At 45.3% G+C, this 18,641-nt stretch carries 20 protein-coding genes; 11 read left to right on the top strand and 9 right to left on the bottom strand.

Annotated elements, in window-relative coordinates; all coding sequences use genetic code 11:
* The first annotated feature begins 6 nt into the window (after positions 1-6).
* Positions 7-567 carry an acyl-CoA thioesterase gene (locus J2T20_RS16770; RefSeq protein WP_307590269.1) on the top strand — a complete coding sequence of 187 codons (561 nt, stop codon included), beginning with the start codon at positions 7-9 and terminating at the stop codon, positions 565-567.
* Positions 568-658: 91 nt separating this feature from the next.
* Here J2T20_RS16770 and rplT read toward each other — a convergent pair whose 3' ends face one another.
* The 4 genes from rplT to J2T20_RS16750 all read right to left on the bottom strand — a co-directional run bounded on the left by rplT (position 659) and on the right by J2T20_RS16750 (position 3,361).
* On the bottom strand, positions 659-1,018 hold the full coding sequence (rplT, locus tag J2T20_RS16765; protein WP_036649386.1) for a 50S ribosomal protein L20: 360 nt from the start codon (positions 1,016-1,018) through the stop codon (positions 659-661).
* Positions 1,019-1,049: 31 nt separating this feature from the next.
* Positions 1,050-1,250: a 50S ribosomal protein L35 gene (gene rpmI / locus J2T20_RS16760; protein WP_036649388.1), complete on the bottom strand. Its 201-nt coding sequence runs from the start codon at positions 1,248-1,250 to the stop codon at positions 1,050-1,052.
* A 59-nt stretch (positions 1,251-1,309) separates the two neighbouring features.
* Entirely contained in the window at positions 1,310-1,807 is a 498-nt protein-coding gene (infC, locus tag J2T20_RS16755) for a translation initiation factor IF-3 (protein WP_307590256.1), read from the bottom strand.
* Between the two features lie 315 nt (positions 1,808-2,122).
* Entirely contained in the window at positions 2,123-3,361 is a 1,239-nt protein-coding gene (locus tag J2T20_RS16750; RefSeq protein ID WP_307590254.1) for a glycosyltransferase family 2 protein, read from the bottom strand.
* A 407-nt stretch (positions 3,362-3,768) separates the two neighbouring features.
* Between J2T20_RS16750 and J2T20_RS16745 the strand changes: the two genes are divergently transcribed.
* Positions 3,769-4,296: a phosphatase PAP2 family protein gene (locus tag J2T20_RS16745; protein WP_307590252.1), complete on the top strand. Its 528-nt coding sequence runs from the start codon at positions 3,769-3,771 to the stop codon at positions 4,294-4,296.
* Positions 4,297-4,431: 135 nt separating this feature from the next.
* On the opposite strand, the gene trmB is transcribed toward J2T20_RS16745, so the two are convergent.
* Complete coding sequence (gene trmB / locus J2T20_RS16740; protein ID WP_307590251.1) at positions 4,432-5,145, bottom strand: tRNA (guanosine(46)-N7)-methyltransferase TrmB; 714 nt, start codon at positions 5,143-5,145, stop codon at positions 4,432-4,434.
* Between the two features lie 193 nt (positions 5,146-5,338).
* Positions 5,339-5,515 (bottom strand): hypothetical protein, encoded by a 177-nt coding sequence (locus J2T20_RS16735; RefSeq protein ID WP_307590249.1) that lies wholly within the window; start codon positions 5,513-5,515, stop codon positions 5,339-5,341.
* A 241-nt stretch (positions 5,516-5,756) separates the two neighbouring features.
* Here J2T20_RS16735 and J2T20_RS16730 point away from each other — a divergent pair, with 241 nt between their 5' ends.
* From J2T20_RS16730 to J2T20_RS16705, 6 genes are all read left to right on the top strand, one after another.
* A complete protein-coding gene (locus J2T20_RS16730; protein ID WP_307590247.1) occupies positions 5,757-6,713 on the top strand; it encodes a TIGR01212 family radical SAM protein in 957 nt (318 codons plus the stop codon).
* Positions 6,713-7,309 (top strand): class I SAM-dependent methyltransferase, encoded by a 597-nt coding sequence (locus J2T20_RS16725; RefSeq protein WP_307590245.1) that lies wholly within the window; start codon positions 6,713-6,715, stop codon positions 7,307-7,309. The genes J2T20_RS16730 and J2T20_RS16725 overlap by 1 nt, the downstream gene beginning before the upstream one ends.
* A gap of 349 nt (positions 7,310-7,658) precedes the next feature.
* Positions 7,659-8,627 (top strand): type I phosphomannose isomerase catalytic subunit, encoded by a 969-nt coding sequence (locus J2T20_RS16720; RefSeq protein WP_307590243.1) that lies wholly within the window; start codon positions 7,659-7,661, stop codon positions 8,625-8,627.
* Between the two features lie 68 nt (positions 8,628-8,695).
* Positions 8,696-9,658: an alpha/beta fold hydrolase gene (locus J2T20_RS16715; protein ID WP_307590241.1), complete on the top strand. Its 963-nt coding sequence runs from the start codon at positions 8,696-8,698 to the stop codon at positions 9,656-9,658.
* A 183-nt stretch (positions 9,659-9,841) separates the two neighbouring features.
* Positions 9,842-9,925, top strand: coding sequence for a putative holin-like toxin (locus J2T20_RS16710; protein ID WP_276203419.1), 84 nt, complete (start codon positions 9,842-9,844; stop codon positions 9,923-9,925).
* 194 nt (positions 9,926-10,119) lie between these two features.
* A complete protein-coding gene (locus J2T20_RS16705; RefSeq protein ID WP_307590239.1) occupies positions 10,120-10,971 on the top strand; it encodes a class I SAM-dependent methyltransferase in 852 nt (283 codons plus the stop codon).
* 406 nt (positions 10,972-11,377) lie between these two features.
* Here J2T20_RS16705 and J2T20_RS16700 read toward each other — a convergent pair whose 3' ends face one another.
* The 3 genes from J2T20_RS16700 to recQ are packed head-to-tail and all read right to left on the bottom strand — an operon-like array spanning position 11,378 to position 16,273.
* Positions 11,378-12,466: a nucleotidyltransferase family protein gene (locus J2T20_RS16700; protein ID WP_307590237.1), complete on the bottom strand. Its 1,089-nt coding sequence runs from the start codon at positions 12,464-12,466 to the stop codon at positions 11,378-11,380.
* A 30-nt stretch (positions 12,467-12,496) separates the two neighbouring features.
* On the bottom strand, positions 12,497-14,422 hold the full coding sequence (locus tag J2T20_RS16695; protein WP_307590235.1) for a B12-binding domain-containing radical SAM protein: 1,926 nt from the start codon (positions 14,420-14,422) through the stop codon (positions 12,497-12,499).
* A gap of 15 nt (positions 14,423-14,437) precedes the next feature.
* The gene (gene recQ / locus J2T20_RS16690) at positions 14,438-16,273 is read right to left on the bottom strand and encodes a DNA helicase RecQ (RefSeq protein WP_307590234.1); all 1,836 of its coding nucleotides are present in this window, start codon (positions 16,271-16,273) and stop codon (positions 14,438-14,440) included.
* Positions 16,274-16,515: 242 nt separating this feature from the next.
* Between recQ and J2T20_RS16685 the strand changes: the two genes are divergently transcribed.
* The 3 genes from J2T20_RS16685 (at position 16,516) to J2T20_RS16675 (ending at position 18,590) form a co-directional block, all read left to right on the top strand.
* A complete protein-coding gene (locus J2T20_RS16685; RefSeq protein WP_307590232.1) occupies positions 16,516-17,190 on the top strand; it encodes a spore germination protein in 675 nt (224 codons plus the stop codon).
* Between the two features lie 101 nt (positions 17,191-17,291).
* Complete coding sequence (locus tag J2T20_RS16680; protein WP_307590230.1) at positions 17,292-17,480, top strand: CLC_0170 family protein; 189 nt, start codon at positions 17,292-17,294, stop codon at positions 17,478-17,480.
* Positions 17,481-17,570: 90 nt separating this feature from the next.
* A complete protein-coding gene (locus J2T20_RS16675) occupies positions 17,571-18,590 on the top strand; it encodes an RluA family pseudouridine synthase (protein WP_307590228.1) in 1,020 nt (339 codons plus the stop codon).
* Positions 18,591-18,641 lie beyond the last annotated feature (51 nt).

Raw genomic sequence — 18,641 nt, 5'->3', positions numbered from 1 at the left:
GATCAAATGAAGGAAGATAAAGATATATCCGAGACTCCCGCATTTAAATACTGCCGTGAATCACGTGTGTTCAAAACCGGTCGTGTATTCCCGAATGATGTCAATAACCATAAGACTCTCTTTGGCGGAAAACTTATGAGCGGCATAGATGAAGTAGCCTCCATATCAGCCATGCGCCATTGTCGGGCTAATGTAGTTACAGCATCAGCGGACTCCGTTGACTTCCTGCTGCCGATCAGACCTACAGACTCAGTCTGCTTCGAATCCTTCGTAACCTGGACTGGACGCACCAGTATAGAGGTGTTTGTAAAAGTCATATCAGAACATTTATACACAGGGGAACGTGCTGTAGCAGCCACATCCTTCCTCACCTTTGTTGCAGTCGGTGAAGATGGGATTCCAATGCCAGTTCCAAACATCATCCCGGAAACTGTGGAAGAAAAGCTTATGAATCAGTCGGCCGAAGAACGTGCAGAGTTGCGGAAAGTAAGACGGGCCATGAGTAAAAAACTCGCCTCACAGTTGAATACTTCGAAATACTGGGAACAGAATAGCCCGATACAGTAATTAAATTTCAATAATGACTAAATTAGCGACAAAAAAAAGCACCGCTTGCGGGTTACCCGTATAGCGGTGCTTTTCGATTATATCATTGTACTTACGCGTTGATTTTCTCTTTGGCTACTACAGCCAGGGAGTTGAATGCGTTAAGATCATTTACAGCCAGATCAGCCAGCATTTTACGGTTAACTTCTACTCCAGCCAATTTCAGGCCGTATACAAGTTTGCTGTAAGACAAGCCGTTCAAACGTGCTGCTGCATTGATACGAACGATCCACAGTCTGCGGAAGTTACGTTTTGTTTGACGACGGTCACGGTAAGCGTAAACCATCGATTTCATTACTTGCTCTTTAGCAGTTTTAAAAATGCGGTGCTTTGAACCGAAATAACCCTTTGCCAACTTCAATACTTTTTTATGTCTACGACGAACTACAAATCCGCCTTTAACTCTTGCCATATTAATAAACCTCCCAAAAATGTGTGATTAACTATTTCAAGTTAGCTAGACCTTGTCTCAAACGTCTTACATCCCCAGGGGCCATTACTGGATTACCATTCAGAACACGCTTAGCGCGTTTCGATTTGTGGGACAGCAAGTGGTTCTTGTGAGCTTTGTAACGTGTTACTTTGCCAGTTCCGGTAATCTTGAAGCGGCCTTTCAGGCTGCTATGTGTTTTCATTTTAGGCATGGTGTTTGTTTCCTCCTTGAATATTATGCGGCGTCATTTTGCATCGCAAGTGACTCCAATTATTGTTGTTTAGGAGCCAAAATCATAATCATGCTGCGACCTTCCAGCTTAGGCTGGCGCTCAACAACAGTTATATCGGCAACTTCATTCTTTACACGCTCCAAAATCTTCTGGCCGATACTCGCATGTGTAATCTCACGTCCGCGGAAACGTACGGAGCACTTCACTTTATCGCCTTCACCCAGAAACTTGAGAACATTGCGGAATTTAGTCTGATAATCATGTTCCTCAATGTTAGCACGGAACCAGACTTCCTTAATGTCAACGATCTTCTGGTTCTTCCGAGCTTCCTTTTCTTTCTTCTGCGTTTCATAACGGAACTTGCCGTAATCCATGATGCGGCATACCGGCGGTTTCGCCTGTGGTGCTACGTTGACTAAATCAAGATTAAGATCAATCGCCATCTGCAACGCCTCGCGGATCGGTGTGATTCCGATTTGTTCCCCTTCTGCACCAACCAACCGAACCTCTTTGGCCCGAATTTCATCATTGATCATATGTTCCTTACTGATAACTCTCCACCTCCGGAATCTACTTAACCATTTACTCATTGTACATTTTGATTGCGGTGATCCCAAAAAACTAAAAAGGGATGCCGGCTAACGCCCGACATCCCTGTTTGATCAACGTTCATGAATTATAACATCCATAAATCATTGAGATCAAAACCAGCCGGCAAAAGAGCCAGTCAGGTGAGAAGCCGGTGCTTCTTCTTGCAATCTCTATGTTTTTCATACTTGAATAATATACAACATTCCCCAAAGGGATGTCAACAATTATTAAATATTTTTTTGAAAATAGTATTCATGTCCTTAAACCTGCTTGCTCTGCACTTCTTCTAATCGTACCACGCGAGTATGCTTGGTATGGCTCCATTGTTTGTTATTCTGAGTGAAGAACGCGTAGAACGTAATGGGATACCAGGAGATTAGGTAGATCGGGAAGAGCAGCAAATACGCATAGACCTTCTTGAACTTGACCTTCTCAAGAATCATAGCAATGAAGAAGGTGAACAAGTTAGCAACAACAGCTGCATAGCTAAGCCATAATGGCAAATGACCATATATATTCGCAATATTAGGTCCATCAAAGAACGAAATATCAACGAACATTACCGCGGTCATCAGGAAGGTTAGCAGCACAATATAGACATTCGCGCCATAGATAGCCAAATCAAACTTCGTAAGGCTCCGCTCTTTAATACTCTGCCATAACAAAGGGAAGAAATAACGTCGTGCCACCGTAAAATGCCCCTGCATCCAGCGAAGCCGCTGTCTGGAAGACGCCTTGAACGTTAACGGCTTTTCGTCAAACACCTTTGCATCATAATTGAATTTTGGATAGACACCCTTCGATGCACTTCGCATCGTGAATTCTAAGTCCTCTACAAGGCTCGTTGCACCCCAGCCTATTTCCTTCAAGAGATTAGTCTCGAAGCACATTCCGGTTCCGCCCAGGAAGTTCGCCATATTCAAATTATGACGGGAAAGCTGCCACAAGCGGTTGATATACCAATACGAAACCCCATAGGCTGCAGTAATCCAGGAATCCTCCGGATTCTTCGTATCAATGTATCCTTGAATAACCCGAGCACCTGAACAGAGATCATTATTCATCTCCAAAAGAAATTCAGTATGTGCAAGATTGTCGGCGTCAAACATTACAATTGCATCGTACTCACGAGGCATGCTCCATAATTCTTTAAGCATCCACTCGATGGCGAATCCTTTACCTCTTTGGTTCGGATTGGTACGGACACAAGCGTTCATGCCATGTTCTTTTACAATTCGGGCTGTGCCGTCTGTACAATTATCACAAATCACAAATACATCATACAATTCTTTGGGATAATTGAGTTGTTTCATGTTCTCCATTAATGCTCCAACAACTTGTTCTTCATTGTGCGCTGCTACGAGCACCGCAAACGACTTCTCGGGCGCGAATCTCACCTTATTCTTCTTCTTGTGCAATCCGAATATCGAGAATGTAAATTGGTAAAGCGCAATTGCCGCCAAGATCACTTGGAGCGATACAAACAATGCATCTGTCATGACCTCTTGATGCCCCCTTTTTTACTCTATTGTTTCTTTTTCTCTCTGTCTGTTTGAACGTAACGTCTGACCCTTTTGTTGCATTCTTGAAAAGCAGATCCTTGAACCTTTTGTTAACCTTAGCGTTTTCCCGTATTTATATTTATATCGCGCATCTGTTCTTCTTTCGATTCAGCCTTCCGAAAGTTCCCAGTTTTCTCTGTTACCTTTTAAACGCGTTCGGGCCGCTTGAATCATTGTAATGCGTAAGTGTGTTCGAAGTCAAAACTGTCAATTTTCGTGCAAAGCTGAGCTTTTTCTTGAAATAGGGTATCTGAAAAAAGTATGATAAAGACAGCTTCATGCTAAAGAACGGATAGCCACATTAACGCCTAATACTGGCGGCCGGACTAGCGGAGGGATCAGCTATGAGACATTTATTGATGAAATTACACTCCTGGGAGCGACATCTCTTCCAATGGATAAACGGGCGTTTACACAACCGTTATCTAAACTTCTGGTTATTTTATTTAACTCATTTGGCCGGTGCTACTAGTACCATCTTAATCAACATTATGGTATGGGCCTTTGCCCCGGAGCCTTGGAAGACAACCGCAATTCAAGCTTTTACTGCGCTCGCTATCAGCCACATACCTGTACAGATTGTGAAGAGGATGTATCCGCGTATCCGTCCTTACCTTGCGCTTCCCGGTACTAATACTTTCCATAATCCACTTAAGGATCATTCATTTCCTTCAGGCCATACAACCGCCATATTTGCTTTTTTAGTTCCTTATATGGTGTTAATGCCGGTTCTTACAATCATTCTGCTGCCGCTATCTTGCATTATCGGCTTTTCCCGTATATATCTAGGGCTTCATTACCCCTCGGATGTCATTGTGGGTGCGGCTATTGGTACTACAATCGCCTTTAGTACCATTGCTCTATGGGTCTAAAGAAACAATTTAATATCTTAACACGCTTGCCTTACTTAGGCTGTTTTATACGTCAATACCGATTAACGATATTCAACAAAAAGCAAGGGCCCTTATTTGCTAAGGAGCCCCTTGCTTTTTTGTATGGCTTTTACTTTAAAGTCTGTATTTCTCCATACGTATTGCTTGGTACCGTTCCATCGCTTCCGCTCCAACAATCGCTTCACAACGGTGAATGTTAACGCCGCGTCCTGTGAATTTAGTCTCATATTCAGTCATTACATGCTCCTCATTAATACCATCTGCATGCAGATCTAATGAGATGTTTTTCATCTGAAGTCCGAAATCAGCAAAAGCATTTAAAGAAAACTCAAAAAGACTGCGCGAATCCGTCTTTAGATGAATCTCACCGAGCGGCCCGAGCAATCCGCGGTATTTGTCGAGAAACCGCGGATGTGTCAGACGGCGTCGGGCGTGTTTTCCCTTTGGCCATGGATCGCTAAAATTAAGGTAAATCCGCTCCAATTCTCCCGGCTCAAATACTTCTTCCGCATAATTAATGTTAGCAAGCGCCAACTTAAGATTCGGGGGTGTCTCATGTCCCGCAGGTTCCCATACCGCTCTTGCTTTCTCACCGGCACGACGCACCAATTCGTCATACATATCCACACCGATAAAGTTAATGTCGGGATATTTGAAGCTCATCTGACTTATAAACTGTCCCTTGCCCATTCCAAACTCTACATGAATCGGATGATCATTACCGAATAAAGCCGACCATTGTCCCTTATGACTACGAGGGTCTAGAATGACCAGATCGGTCTGTCCTTCCAGACTTTCGCGTATTCCTTTTCTTCCGCGTAAACGCATGCTTACTCCTCCGCTATCTCTTAGGCTATAACTATCACTTGCAATATTGTGCCGAACTTACTCCCAAAAGTAAAGCAATAACGTAAAAAAAGAAAAAGGAATTCTCTGGCCCGCTCAAAGCGAGGAGTCAGAAAATTCCTTACGTTGTTGTATTTGGAATTAGGGTCCGTTTCATTTTCAGGTTGTCAGTCCACTATTTTGCGTCCGAGTTAAAGTCAAATGTCTTTTCGAACGCGTTGCGAATTTTACGCTGTGCTTCTGACTTGATCTTAGGGTTGCCGTTAAATTCTACACCTGTAAGCGCCAGGGCTTCATCTGGAGTCAACCGTACATCAACAGAACCTTCTGCATATACCGTTTGAGAATTCATCGTTATCACCTCTCGGTTATTATTATGGACCGGACGACACGTAAATATGAATCCTATAATGAATTTATTGAGCAGCATCAACTGTTTTTACAAGTTAAATATAACATAGTATGTAAGCATTTACAAGAAAACAATACATATTTTGGGGCCTATTTTCAGTGTAATTTAGGGTGGAAATGTTACTTTCAGCGCTTATTTTTGATACAATAGATTGGATTATCTAAAACTAAAGGAGCAACCCATGTCTAACCTTCAACAAACTACCGTATCCCCGCTGTGGGGAGATAAACGATTTCATACCTGGAATTACGAAATGCATGAACAATTTAACAACAAAGTATTTAAGGTTATGCTCGATGCCGGCTTTACCTGTCCGAATCGCGATGGCTCTGTTGCAAAGGGCGGATGTACCTTTTGCAGTGCGCGCGGTTCAGGAGATTTCGCCGGAAGTCGTCGGGATGACCTCGTTACCCAGTTCAACAATGTGCGTGACAGACAGCATATTAAATGGCCAAATGCACAATACATTGGATATTTCCAAGCATATACCAACACCTATGCTCCCGTAGAGGAACTGAGGGAATATTTCGAAATTATTTTGCAGCAGCCCGGAGTAGTAGGTTTATCTATCGCCACACGCCCAGATTGCCTACCTGATGATGTCGTAGAATACTTGGCGGAATTAAATCAACGTACCTATCTATGGATAGAGATGGGTCTTCAGACGATCCACAACTCCACTTCCGAGCTCATCAACCGTGCACATGATACAGCCTGTTATGAGGAAGCCGTTCAGAAGCTTCGTCGCCATAACATTCGGGTATGTACTCATATCATTCATGGTTTGCCGCAGGAAACGCACGAAATGATGCTTGATACCGTATCCGCTGTAGCCGGTATGGATGTCCAAGGCATCAAGATTCACCTCCTTCATCTAATGCGTAAAACACCGATGGTGAAGCAGTACGAAGCCGGACTCCTGCGCTTTCTGGAAAAGGACGAGTATGTGAAGTTAATCGTAGATTCTCTGGAACTGCTTCCACCCGAAATGATTGTACACCGCCTCACCGGGGATGCTCCGAGAGATTTGCTTATCGGACCTATGTGGAGCCTGAAGAAATGGGAAGTTCTGAATGCCATCGATGATGAATTGAAAGCACGGGACAGTTGGCAGGGTAAGTATTGGAGGAAAAACTGATGGGCTTTATGTCCGTTCTCAGTTTTGCCCATAAATTAATCACTGAACGGTTGGCACCGGGTGATCGGGCTATAGACGCTACAGTGGGGACTGGTGCTGATACACTTTTTCTAGCTAAGGCCCTGGGTCCACGCGGTGAGGTGTACGGTTTCGACATTCAATCTGCCGCGTTAGACCTTGCCAGGGATAGACTGCAGCAGGCGGTTGTTGAATCAAGTGGAGGTATCGCTCCCGTAACACTGCTGCTGGAGAGTCACGCTGCTATGGCCGAAAGTGTTCCACCAACCTGGCGCGGAACAGTGGGAGCTGTTATGTTCAATCTGGGCTATCTTCCTTCTGGAGAAGCCGATAAGAGCATTATTACCCAAACAGACAGCTCCATTGCGGCGCTTGAAGCGTCTCTTCAGTTGCTACGTCCGGGTGGGATTGTTACTGCAGTGCTCTACCCCGGCCATGAAGGCGGTGATCTTGAAGCTGCTGCGGTAGAATCTTGGGCAGCTGAAGTTCCAACATATGTAGCCCAAAGTATTATTTATTGTCAACTGCAGCGCTCCTCCTCTCCCTATGTGATTGCATTAGAGAAAAAAAAGAGTTGAACACTCATGACTCAGCTGAGTTTACTTCTTTATAATGACTAGATAAACTGAACAAAAGAAAATAACAAAAAGCGAAAAGTAACGAAAGAGAAATTTGGAACTGTAGGAGCGGTAGCGACCGCCCGAAAGCTTTCCGTAGGAAAGCTCGCTTCGAAAGCATAAGCTGTATCCGGATTTCAACCGCTAAAAGCGGGTTAATCAAAGAAAGTCTTACGACAACAGCGGCCGAAAGTCCAAATCTTCACTGTAGTTACGCCTGAGCCTTAAGTTAATATCTTAAGTTCATCTTATATAGATAGGGAAAAGCTAGAATATCTTTGAATCTTAAATTCGAAAGGAAGATGTAATCATGACACAACCTTATCCATTAAAGTTTCAACCGGAGTTTAAAGAACGCGTATGGGGAGGCCGTGCGCTGGAAAGATTCGGCTTTGACCTGCCAGAAGGCCATATTGGAGAAGGCTGGTCCATTGCAGATCATCCGAACGGAGTTTCTTCCGTTGTAAATGGAGATTTGGCGGGTCTTGGACTCGATGAAATCCGCGAGCAATATGGACCTGAATGGTTCGGCAGCAAAGGGAGTTCGGACACCGGCGGAAGATTTCCACTGCTGATCAAACTTCTGGATTGCAATGACAACCTATCCATTCAAGTACACCCTACAGATGATTATGAAGGATTGCCTAAGGGTGAACTGGGTAAAACTGAAATGTGGTACGTACTTGATGCCAAACCGGATGCCAAAATTATTTACGGTCTGAAGGAAGGTGTAGACCGTGAGACACTGCGGGCCGCACTGGAAAACGGTACCGTAATGGATACCCTTCAAGAGGTATCTGTATCCGCAGGAGACTCATTCTACATCCCGGCCGGTACAGTTCACGCCCTTTGTGCCGGTGTCGTTGTAGCAGAAATTCAACAGAACTCGGATACTACATACCGTATTTACGATTATGACCGGCCGGGTCTTGACGGCAAGCCGCGTGAACTCCATGTAGAGGATTCGCTCAACGTCACAGCTTACGAAGGTGCAGGCGCTACATCCATGAAGACAGACGGCGTAGTGCCTGGTGAATGGCTGCAGCTTGCGGCTTCTCCTTATTTTATCGTGGAAAAGGGACTTGTGAACGGAGAATGGAATTTATCTTCTGCTCCTGATAGCTTCAGCATTCTAGTGGTATGTGAAGGCAGCGGGTTCTTGAATTGGGATGGCGGTTCTCAGCCTTACTCAGCAGGTGAATGTTATCTGCTGCCTGCTAATCTGGGCGAATACGCACTCGAAGGGCAATCTACGGTGCTTCGCTCATATTTGCCGTAAGCTTCTCTTTGTTGTCGATATGCTATCCTAGCAGTCTTGCCCTACCATGATCCTGAGGAGGAAAGGCTATGCTTGAAAATAGCTTTATAATGACCGATCCTATCGGTGTCAACATATATGTGTATGAATGGTTGCCCGAACCAGGCTCTATAATCAGAGGAATTCTACAAATTTCCCATGGTATGTGTGAAACCGCGGCGCGGTATGCCAACTTTGCAGAAGTGCTGACAAAAGCAGGTTACGCCGTTTATGCCAATGACCACCGGGGCCATGGCAAAACAGCCGGAAAGGTCGATGTATTAGGTGACGCTGGCGACAATGGATTTTACTGGATGAGGCGAAATCTAATTCAGTTAGCCGGAGTAGCCCTTGCCAAGCATGAAGGTGTACCCATCTTTTTATTTTCACACAGCATGGGTTCCTTTCTGGCCCAAAAGCTGATGTGTGAGGAGGATAGCGATGTATACGCCGGCTATATCCTCAGTGGCACGAATGGTCCACGCAAGATGCTGAGTGTGGGCGAAAACCTGGCCAAGGTCCTCATGAAGCTTCAGGGAGAGCGTCATCGTAGCGTGTTGCTTAACAGTGTAGTGTTCAGCAGCTACAACCACTCTTTCTCACCGGTAAGAACCGCCTTTGATTGGTTGAGCAGCAACCCCGATGAGGTAGATCAGTACATTTCCGATCCTTTTTGCGGAGCTATTTGTACTACCCGCTTTTTTCGTGACTTCTTCGGGCTCCTTCGTGAAATCCATAGACCTGATTCTCTATGCAAGCTGTCTAAGGATAAACCTATTTATCTTTTTTCCGGCGACAAAGATCCCGTCGGCATGAGTGGAAAAGGTATATTACGTCTGGTGGAGATCTACCGCGAGCAGGGTGTAAAGAATTTGGAGTATCATCTATATCCGAACGGACGTCATGAAATGCTGCACGAGGTCAATCGGGATCAAGTAACTTCTGACATCCTGGATTGGTTAATCCGCCATCTTCCTTCAGGTGCTATGTTGTTACAATCCGATACGAAATAAAGGTTATATCAAAAAAAACAAGACAGGTCTTCTCCGTTTTTTCCGGAAGGCCTGTCTTTTCTTTTTTCCGCTACAAATCTACTGTTCATCCATTTTTTAACATCAAAAATATGCTATGATTTTATTGTACAACACTGCATATAGGATGCACTCAGTCCCTTATCTAAAAGGGAGGTGATAGAAATGGAGGTGAAGGATGCTATTACTTTGATGCTTATGTTTGGTATGTTTATATTGACGCTTCTGGCCTATATGAAAAAAAAATAGACCGCCCCGGCAAGGTAACGGTCTATCCTAACCACTATTCACAAGCGGCTGACTGCTCTTAGAGCAGTTGTTGTACTGAAGGAGTCGTCTTAGCCGCGGCTCCTGATTCATATTTATTAAAGCATACTTCATTTTATTACATAAAATCAGTTTATGGCAAATCATATAGTGAGTACGAATGGAGGTTATTAGAGATGGAAACTGAAAAGGATAAGGATCAAATTCTGGAATACTACAACTCAGGGAAAGAAATAGATCGGCTGCTCCGGGGAATCGGTGTTATTGAATGGGAGCGAAGTCGCCAAATCATCTCCCGGTATCTCCCGAAGGAGAAAACGATCATTTATGATATCGGCGGCGGAACAGGTGTTTATTCCAGATGGTTGGCCGAATTAGGTCATGAAGTCCATATGTTCGAGCTCTCCCCTTCAAACGTTCAATACGCATGTGAGTTGCAAGCAACAGGCCAAATTCCATCTATACACCGTATCGAAGTAGCCGATGCACGCAGCATAGCAAGACCGGATGATAGCGCAGACCTAATATTACTTATGGGTCCCCTCTATCACCTACCAGAGGAGAACGAACGGATAGCAGCATTACAAGAAGCACTAAGGGTCTTGAAGCCCGGTGGAATCGTAATTGTTGCCGCCATTTCCCGATTCAGTTCTACCCTGTGGGGTTTGTCCGTATTCGGCCAACAGAACAACTTCATTGATGATCATGTGTTCATGGAGATGCTAGAAGGTGAACTGAATGAAGGCCAGCATATCCGACCTGATCAATTCCCGAACTTCATCTCGCGTTCATTCTTTCATCTTCCAGAGGAGTTAAAGAGTGAAATCGGAGCCGCAGGATTGACTCATATACAAACTGTCGCTGTCGAGGGGCCTGTCTGGATTGTACCCGCTTTTGCAGAAAAGTGGGAAGATACTCACAGTAGGGAAACATTACTAAAAATAAGCTCCCTCGTTGAAAACCAAGAGAGCTTACTGGGAATGAGTCCGCATATGCTGGCTGTCGCTATTAAGAATACGAACGCGTAGAGAAACTTATCAACTGCCGAGTAGTACTGTGACCAACTCACAGGGAGACTAATGGTCTACTCATAGGTCAACTCACACTGTCTTCTAACAAACCAATTCACTGCCCACTGCTCACTGCTCACTGCTCACTGCTCACTGCTTAGCGTTGCACTCAGAGAGTCTTATTTGTATTTAAATGTACTTTTTACAACTAAAACCTCTTATTTGGACCAGAACGACATCTTAAGTGTACTTTCTGCAACTATTTTTGTTAAATATAGCGATAATGTCCTCTCAGCTGCTTTTTAGTTGCACAAACTGCAATTAAAGCTCAGCCTACTCCAATCAAAGTGTAAATAAGTGTATAAAGTACAATTATGTTGTCCGGTTACGTATATCGTTCGCAGAATTAATGGCTTTAACTCTATTACCAGGAAACGGTCTGCAGCTCCGGCCATTTCCCACTCCATTTCTGAGTCTTGCTGTAATAGATGCCCTCGTCAATAAGCTCCTTATTCGGCCTGACGATTAGCCCGAATAAATCTTCCAGACCATAAGGCGCGTAAATCTGCCAGCTATTATCCGAATTCAATCTGGCTCCGAGACAAGTCGCCGTAGTAGGCCAGGAATTAATGGCATCCTCAAGTGAAGTATAAGGCTCTAGTTCAATCCCGAACTTGTCCTGATACCATAGATGAACACGAGCCTGATTCTTAATATCTACGGGGAATGGAAGATGCGAAAAAAGATTTTTAGCCCGTTCCACTACATCATTCTCAGCAGCGTAACTCAAATCATTGTCATCGAAATAAATAATATCGATGTCGGATATCCCATAATTCAAAGGACGGCCCGTAAGTTCGTTCCATACCGTCTGTACGAGACAGCCTGCCCCAATGTAATAGGGAAGCGGATCCAGTGATTGCGCGGAAGTGAATAAAGAGTTCAACATCGGACTCTGAGACAAGGTATGAATCAGTCTTAGCGGTAACTCACCCTCTTGAGGTGCTATAGCAGTTGGGCTTCTAAGCAAATCATATTGAAGTATCTTCTGTACACCCTTTTTCCCCATTCGGCGTAACCCGTTATCACAAAACCCAGTATGAGAATAGAGTCTATCCGCGGCAGTATTCTTCTCATTCACAGCTAACACCACCTCATGAACAGATGGAAAATGTGACCTCATAAATTCCGGCAGTCGGAGAATTGCTGCCTTGGCATACCCTTTTCCCTGGCTGACGCAATTAATTAAGAATGCACGGAGAAGCATGGCGTGGGAGTAAGGACCGTAAAAATCAGCTATGCCTTCTCCGGTATGAAGGATAAAGAAGCCTACCGCCATGTCTTCGTGCACAATAACAACTGCATACTTGTTAATGTCATTGATAGCAGACTCCAATGTCTCGGAAGGTAATCCGGTAAATTCCGCCTGCTCTGCCGGAAGCTGAAAGGCCATCAGACTTTCTTTATATTTCTCTTCATATAGAAATAGCGAAATCCCTTGCTGCTGCCCCACATTCAGGCCCCTTCCCTGTTAGCGTCCAAGTTACATCGGCAGTGTATAATAATGGGCCCGCTGGCTATCATCCTGCTGATACATCACGATGAGCAAGGTACTTCCGCCATCTGCAGATGACACTTCAGCGACTGCAGTAGTTGCGCTGTCTATCGTCACAGTTGAACTTGCTATGATTCCATCGGATGCGTTGCCTTTAACCGAGGAGCTAGTGTCTAAGCTATTTAGTACTTCAGCACTCCCGTGCTCTCCAGATGCAAGCACATCTTCGAGCGGGGCATCGGCGCGCAAGCCGCTGATAGATTCCAATACCTTGGATAACTGGAAGGGCAGCACTTCAAGTACGGTATGCTTATGGAGATCTCGTTCATTAAGTCCAGCCTCAGCCAGACGGCTTGATATGCGGCCCGGATTACTGGCAATGTCCTTCATATAGGAAGCGTACTCCGACTTATTCAGAGTGAAATCCCACCATATTTTACGCGGCTTATACTTGTGTCCAAGGAAATAATCCAGCTTCATCAGCCCGGTGATCACATCCATCGATTCCGTCCCGCGATCCACCAGAAAGGACTGCAAGCGGGTGAAAAGATCCTCCAATTGATGTCCAATCTTCTGCCAGCCGCGCTGCTCCCAGTAATCACCGAACTCTTGGAAGAAGTCAAACGGCGATACAAAGACATGTCGGATTAAATACTTAACCGTATGATCTAACCGGTGGCTGTTCCAGTATTTCTCCAGCACATCCTCCAGTCTTTTCAAGCGAATAATATCCGAGAACGGCATCACATGACTGCTTAGAATTTCGTAAGGCGCGTGCTCCATATACGTATAATCATACTTTGCCGCCTGAGCACGAAGCCCGGTACCGCGGAGCATTTTGAGGAACCCGAGCTGCAACTCTTCCGGTTCCATGACAAACACATCATTAAACGTTTTACGGAAGGTGCTGTAATCCTCCATCGGCAGTCCGGCAATCAAATCTAGATGCTGATCAATATTGCCGCTTGCCTTAATCTTCATGACTGTCCGGGACAGCTTTGTGAAGTTCTGCCGGCGTTTGACCAGCTCATTGGTCTCATCATTGGTAGATTGCACGCCAATCTCAAATCTGAACACCCCGGGAGGGGCATTCTCAGACAGGAAGTCCAACACCTCAGGCCTCATAATATCTGCTGTAATTTCAAATTGAAATACGCAGCCCTGATGGTTATCAATTAGAAATTGGAACATTTCCATCGCATAGCTGCGGTTGATATTGAAGGTACGGTCCAGAAATTTAATGACCTTTGCGCCATTCTCAATCAAGTACAGCAAATCGGATTTTACCCGCTCAATATCGTAATAACGTACGCCGACCTCAATACTCGATAAACAGAACTGGCAATTGAACGGGCAGCCCCGGCTGGTCTCAAAATAAACAATCCGTTTACTAAGGTCAGGCAGATCGTCAGCAAAGCGATGCGGTGTAGGCAGAGTATTAAGGTCTGTCTTAGGCCGCGGCGGGTTGACAATCAGTTCCTCTCCCTTGCGGTATGCGGCTCCATATACAAAATGAAATTTACCCTCATCCCGCAATTCCTGCAGCAGATGATGGAAAGTCTCCTCTCCGTCACCGTTAACCACAAAATCTATACCCACTTGACGTTCCATCCAATATAGCGGTTCATAGGAAACTTCAGGCCCGCCCAGAACAATCTTGACTTCGGGCATAACTTGCTTGAGGATGCCGACCAGCTTGACCGTCTCCTCGATATTCCATATATAACAGGAAAAACCGATTACATCCGGCTGTTTCTGGAACAAATCAGACACGATATTCATCAAGGGATCTTTGATAGTGTACTCTGCCAAAAGAATATCGCTGAATTCATGCTCGCTGTAAGCCTTTAGCAGGCGAATCGCCAGCGAGGTGTGGATATATTTGGCGTTTAATGTAGCCAGGATGATTCTCATGCTCTATGACCTTCTTTACATTTCATTTTGAAAAAAATCCAGGAATTCTTTGCCGTACTTCCGGTATTTCACTTCCCCAACACCCTTTACTCTCAGCATTTCCGCTTCGGTCTGCGGGCAAACCACACTCATCTCACGCAGTGTTGCATCATTAAAGATAATATAGGACGGCACATGTTCGCGGCCTGCAAGCTCGCGACGAATCAGGCGCAACTGCTCGAATACCGTTTCGTTAACGGCTGACGGAGATAGATCTCGCGATCCGCGGCTACGTTCACGGGTGGCTCCACCACTAGTACGCGAAGGACGGGCCACACGCTGCAGAACCTGACGCTGACCACGCAGCACCTCAGCAGCAGGAAGCTGTAATCTAACGACCGGATATTGTCCTTCAGACAGCGCTAAGTATCCTTCCGAAATTAGAACGTTTATACTCTCTGTAATTTCCTTTTCGGTTCTTCCGGACATTGCACCATGAGTCGGCAGTGTCTCGAAGCCATACTGTACAACCTTCTGATTACGCGAACCTTTCAACACGGATGATACCAGAGCTACGCCGAATCGCTCACGCATGCGATGGATACAGGAGAATATTTTTTGCGCATCAAGGGTCATATCAATCAATTCACGCTCATCTGTACAAGAACTGCAAATGCCGCATGACTTGTCCATATGTTCTTCACCAAAGTAATCCAACTGCGCACTGCGCAAACAGCGGGTAGTATAGCAATAATCAATCATCTGCTGAAGCTTGCGGTATTCATTGTGCTTGCGATCGGCGTCCTGTGGATTCTGCTCGATCAAGAACTTTTGAGTCATAATATCCTGGGCACTGAACAGTAGAATACACTGACTCGGCTCTCCATCCCGTCCGGCCCGGCCCGCTTCCTGAACATAAGCCTCCATGTTCTTTGGCATATTATAGTGAATGACGTAACGTACATTAGATTTATCGATTCCCATACCGAAAGCATTGGTCGCCACCATAACACGGATATCATCATACAAGAAGCCCTCTTGGCTGTCCGCCCGCTCCTGATCACTCATGCCCGCATGATATCGCCCCGCCGCAATTCCTGTATTCTGCAACCTTTGGTACAAATCATCGACTTCTTTACGAGTAGCCGCATATACAATTCCGGGTTGGTGCGAATGAGTAGCTGTGTAGTCCAGAACGAACTCGCGCTTATTCTCGCCACGCAAAACCGACATCGCCAGATTATCCCGGCCAAGTCCGGTCATGAATACCCCCGGATCACGTAAACGCAGCAGTCGAACCATATCCTCCATAACCTCTGGAGTGGCTGTTGCAGTAAACGCCGCCAAAATTGGGCGGACCGGTAATTGTTCTACGAACGGAGACACGGACAGATAACTGGTACGGAAGTCATGACCCCACTGGGAGACGCAATGGGCTTCATCCACGGCTACGCAAGAAATGGACAATCCAGCCATCTCCAGGCGAAACCAATCCAGCTCCAGCCGCTCGGGTGCCACATAAAGCAGCTTCAGCTCGCCTCGACGGGCCGCTCGAATCCTCTCATTCACTTCTTTACCGCTGAGTGTACTGTTAATGAAAGCAGCAGGGATTCCAGCTGTTGTAAGTGCGTCCACCTGATCCTTCATCAGAGAAATCAGCGGTGAAATGACTAGCGTCAAACCCGGTAGCAATAGCGCGGGAACTTGATAACATATGGACTTTCCGCCCCCTGTTGGCATTATACCCAGCGTATCGCGGCCCTCCAGCAAATTCTCGACAATCTTTTTCTGCCCTTCCCGAAAGTCGGGATAGCCATAATATTTCTGCAGCTCAGCCTGCGCTTGTTCTATTGTAGGTGCTTGAATCTTCATAACGATCATAACTCCTAAAGTTTTGTTGACATATGCTTCGTTAGGAAACGCTCCGCAACAAAACTAGATTCTGAAGCATGTACACATGTTTCTATCTTTAGTTTACCGGGCAACGAGGTAATGAGCAACCGCCGAACGGCTGAATCCTGTTCCTATATTTCATAAAATTACATAAAAAGGGCTGCTCTGAGCCACACTTTATAGTGATCTACCTATCTGTAATCTGAAGGGAAGATGTGCCCATGCCGGAATGGAAAGAAAAGTATAACTCCTATTTGAAAAAGGCAGACCTTCCTCCCTCATCGCATTTTACTGACAATAGCAGCTTGAGTGACAAACTTCAGAACAATTTGGATACGCTTTTCAAAACTCTTGGAGATAATGGTGATTTGGTAATACGAGACTTCACACTCTTTGGGGTACACAGAGCCGCCTTGGTATTCTTTTCAACTTTAGTTAACCTAGAGACGATTCAAGAACATATTCTCAAGCCTTTAATGGCTAAACCGGCGGATCCTTCAGATATCCCGGATAAAATTGAGGAGATGAATTCTTTTATCTGGTCAAAGGTAGTCCATGTCACCAAAGGAAAAGTAACCGGTGAATTCGCTTCTTTGTCCTCCGATATAGTTAAAGGTCAGCTGATCCTACTTATAGATGGGTTGAATCAAGCCCTAACTTTTGATATGCGTAAGATCGATCAACGCGGCGTGGAACCGCCAATGACGGAGCAGGTGATACGAGGATCACGGGAAGGTTATGTAGAAAAGCTGGAGAATAACCTTTCGCTGCTGCGATACCGGCTTCAGACACCCGATTTCAAAATTGAAATCAGCCCTATCGGAACCCGTACGAAGTCCCGAGTCGCAGTATGCTCATATCCACAGCAAAAAAGATTGGGAAGAGATGTACGGTAATATAGCAGTGGATGTGGAGGTAAATATGGAGATTCGTACTGTGGGGCTTAAGGCACGCTAATGGTTTCGTGAAGATAACGAGGTTGATCGGAGGTAGATTTATGTTCCATAGCTTTAAATATTTAGCTATCGCTTTCTTCGCATCCGGGCTCCTGCTGCTTATGATTGACAGTAAAATTTATAATGTCAGCGGATTTTTACGTGAGAAGAAAACCGCTTCTATTATGGGTTGGGTTCATCTGGGCCTCTGTCTATTGAATATGATCTTTCTACATTTCTTCACAAAATAAAGACCAGAGGGTGTACGCCCGGTCCATAGTATTTCTTCACAGCGCATGGTATATTGAGGAGTACACTATCAGAGGACGGAGAATGCAGTCATGAATACCAGACGAAATCCTAAAGAAACATCCAAACGAGCTTCTAAACCAACTTCAACTTCTAAATCACAGCCTAAATTGAATACAAGAAACAATAATAAACCCAACAAATTTAACGACAAAGCTAAAGCGCCGGCAACAGTTAAAAGCTATCCCGTAACAGAACCCGCTGAGCTTCTGCCTTTTTTGCTCACCCATATTGCTAACCGCGGGCGGAATTCCATTAAATCGCTGCTATCCCGGGGACAAATTGCTGTGAACGGAAAGTCCGTAACACAGCATAATTACCAGCTGCATCCCGGTCAGACTGTCACTTTGGATATGGAAAAAACGGTACAAGCCGAAGAAATGATTGGACTCCAAATTGTGCATGAGGATGAAGATCTGATCGTCATTCAAAAAGATGCAGGGCTTCTGTCTATTGCCACATCTGAAGAAAATGATTTAACGGCTTATCGTCAGCTTATGGATCATGTACGCCTCAGCAATCCCAAGAACCGGATTTTTGTTGTTCACCGGTTGGACCGTGATACATCGGGTATCATGATGTTTGCCAAAAGCGAACGAATTCAGCAGACACTGCAAAACACATGGAAAGATACAGTAAAGTCTCGCTCCTACGTTGCCCTTGTGGAAGGCGCAGTGAAAAAACCGGAAGGCACAATTACCTCCTGGTTGAAAGAAACCTCTACGCTCAAAATGTATTCCAGCCCGCATGAAGGGGATGGGCTTCATGCCGTAACCCATTACAAGCTAATTCAGTCCAATCGTCACTTCTCCTTGCTGGAGGTTCAACTGGAAACCGGACGCAAGAATCAGATCCGCGTGCATATGGCCGATATTGGACATCCGATTGCAGGAGATAAGAAATACGGCGCAGAGACCAAGACTGTAGGACGGCTTGGGCTGCATGCCCGCGTGCTCTCCTTTATTCATCCGACCTCCGGTGAACTGTTGACCTTTGAAAGTGCCATTCCGAAGACATTTTTGAAATATACAGCACCTGCTCCAACGAACTAACCCATAAAATCTATACTCCAAGAAAGGAGTGCTCCCCTGTAGAAAACTTCA

The sequence above is a fragment of the Paenibacillus wynnii genome (assembly GCF_030812855.1).
Lineage (GTDB): Bacteria > Bacillota > Bacilli > Paenibacillales > Paenibacillaceae > Paenibacillus_AQ > Paenibacillus_AQ wynnii_A.
The sequence above is the reverse complement of the archived record's forward strand: the minus strand, read 5'-3'. Positions and strand labels throughout refer to the sequence as shown.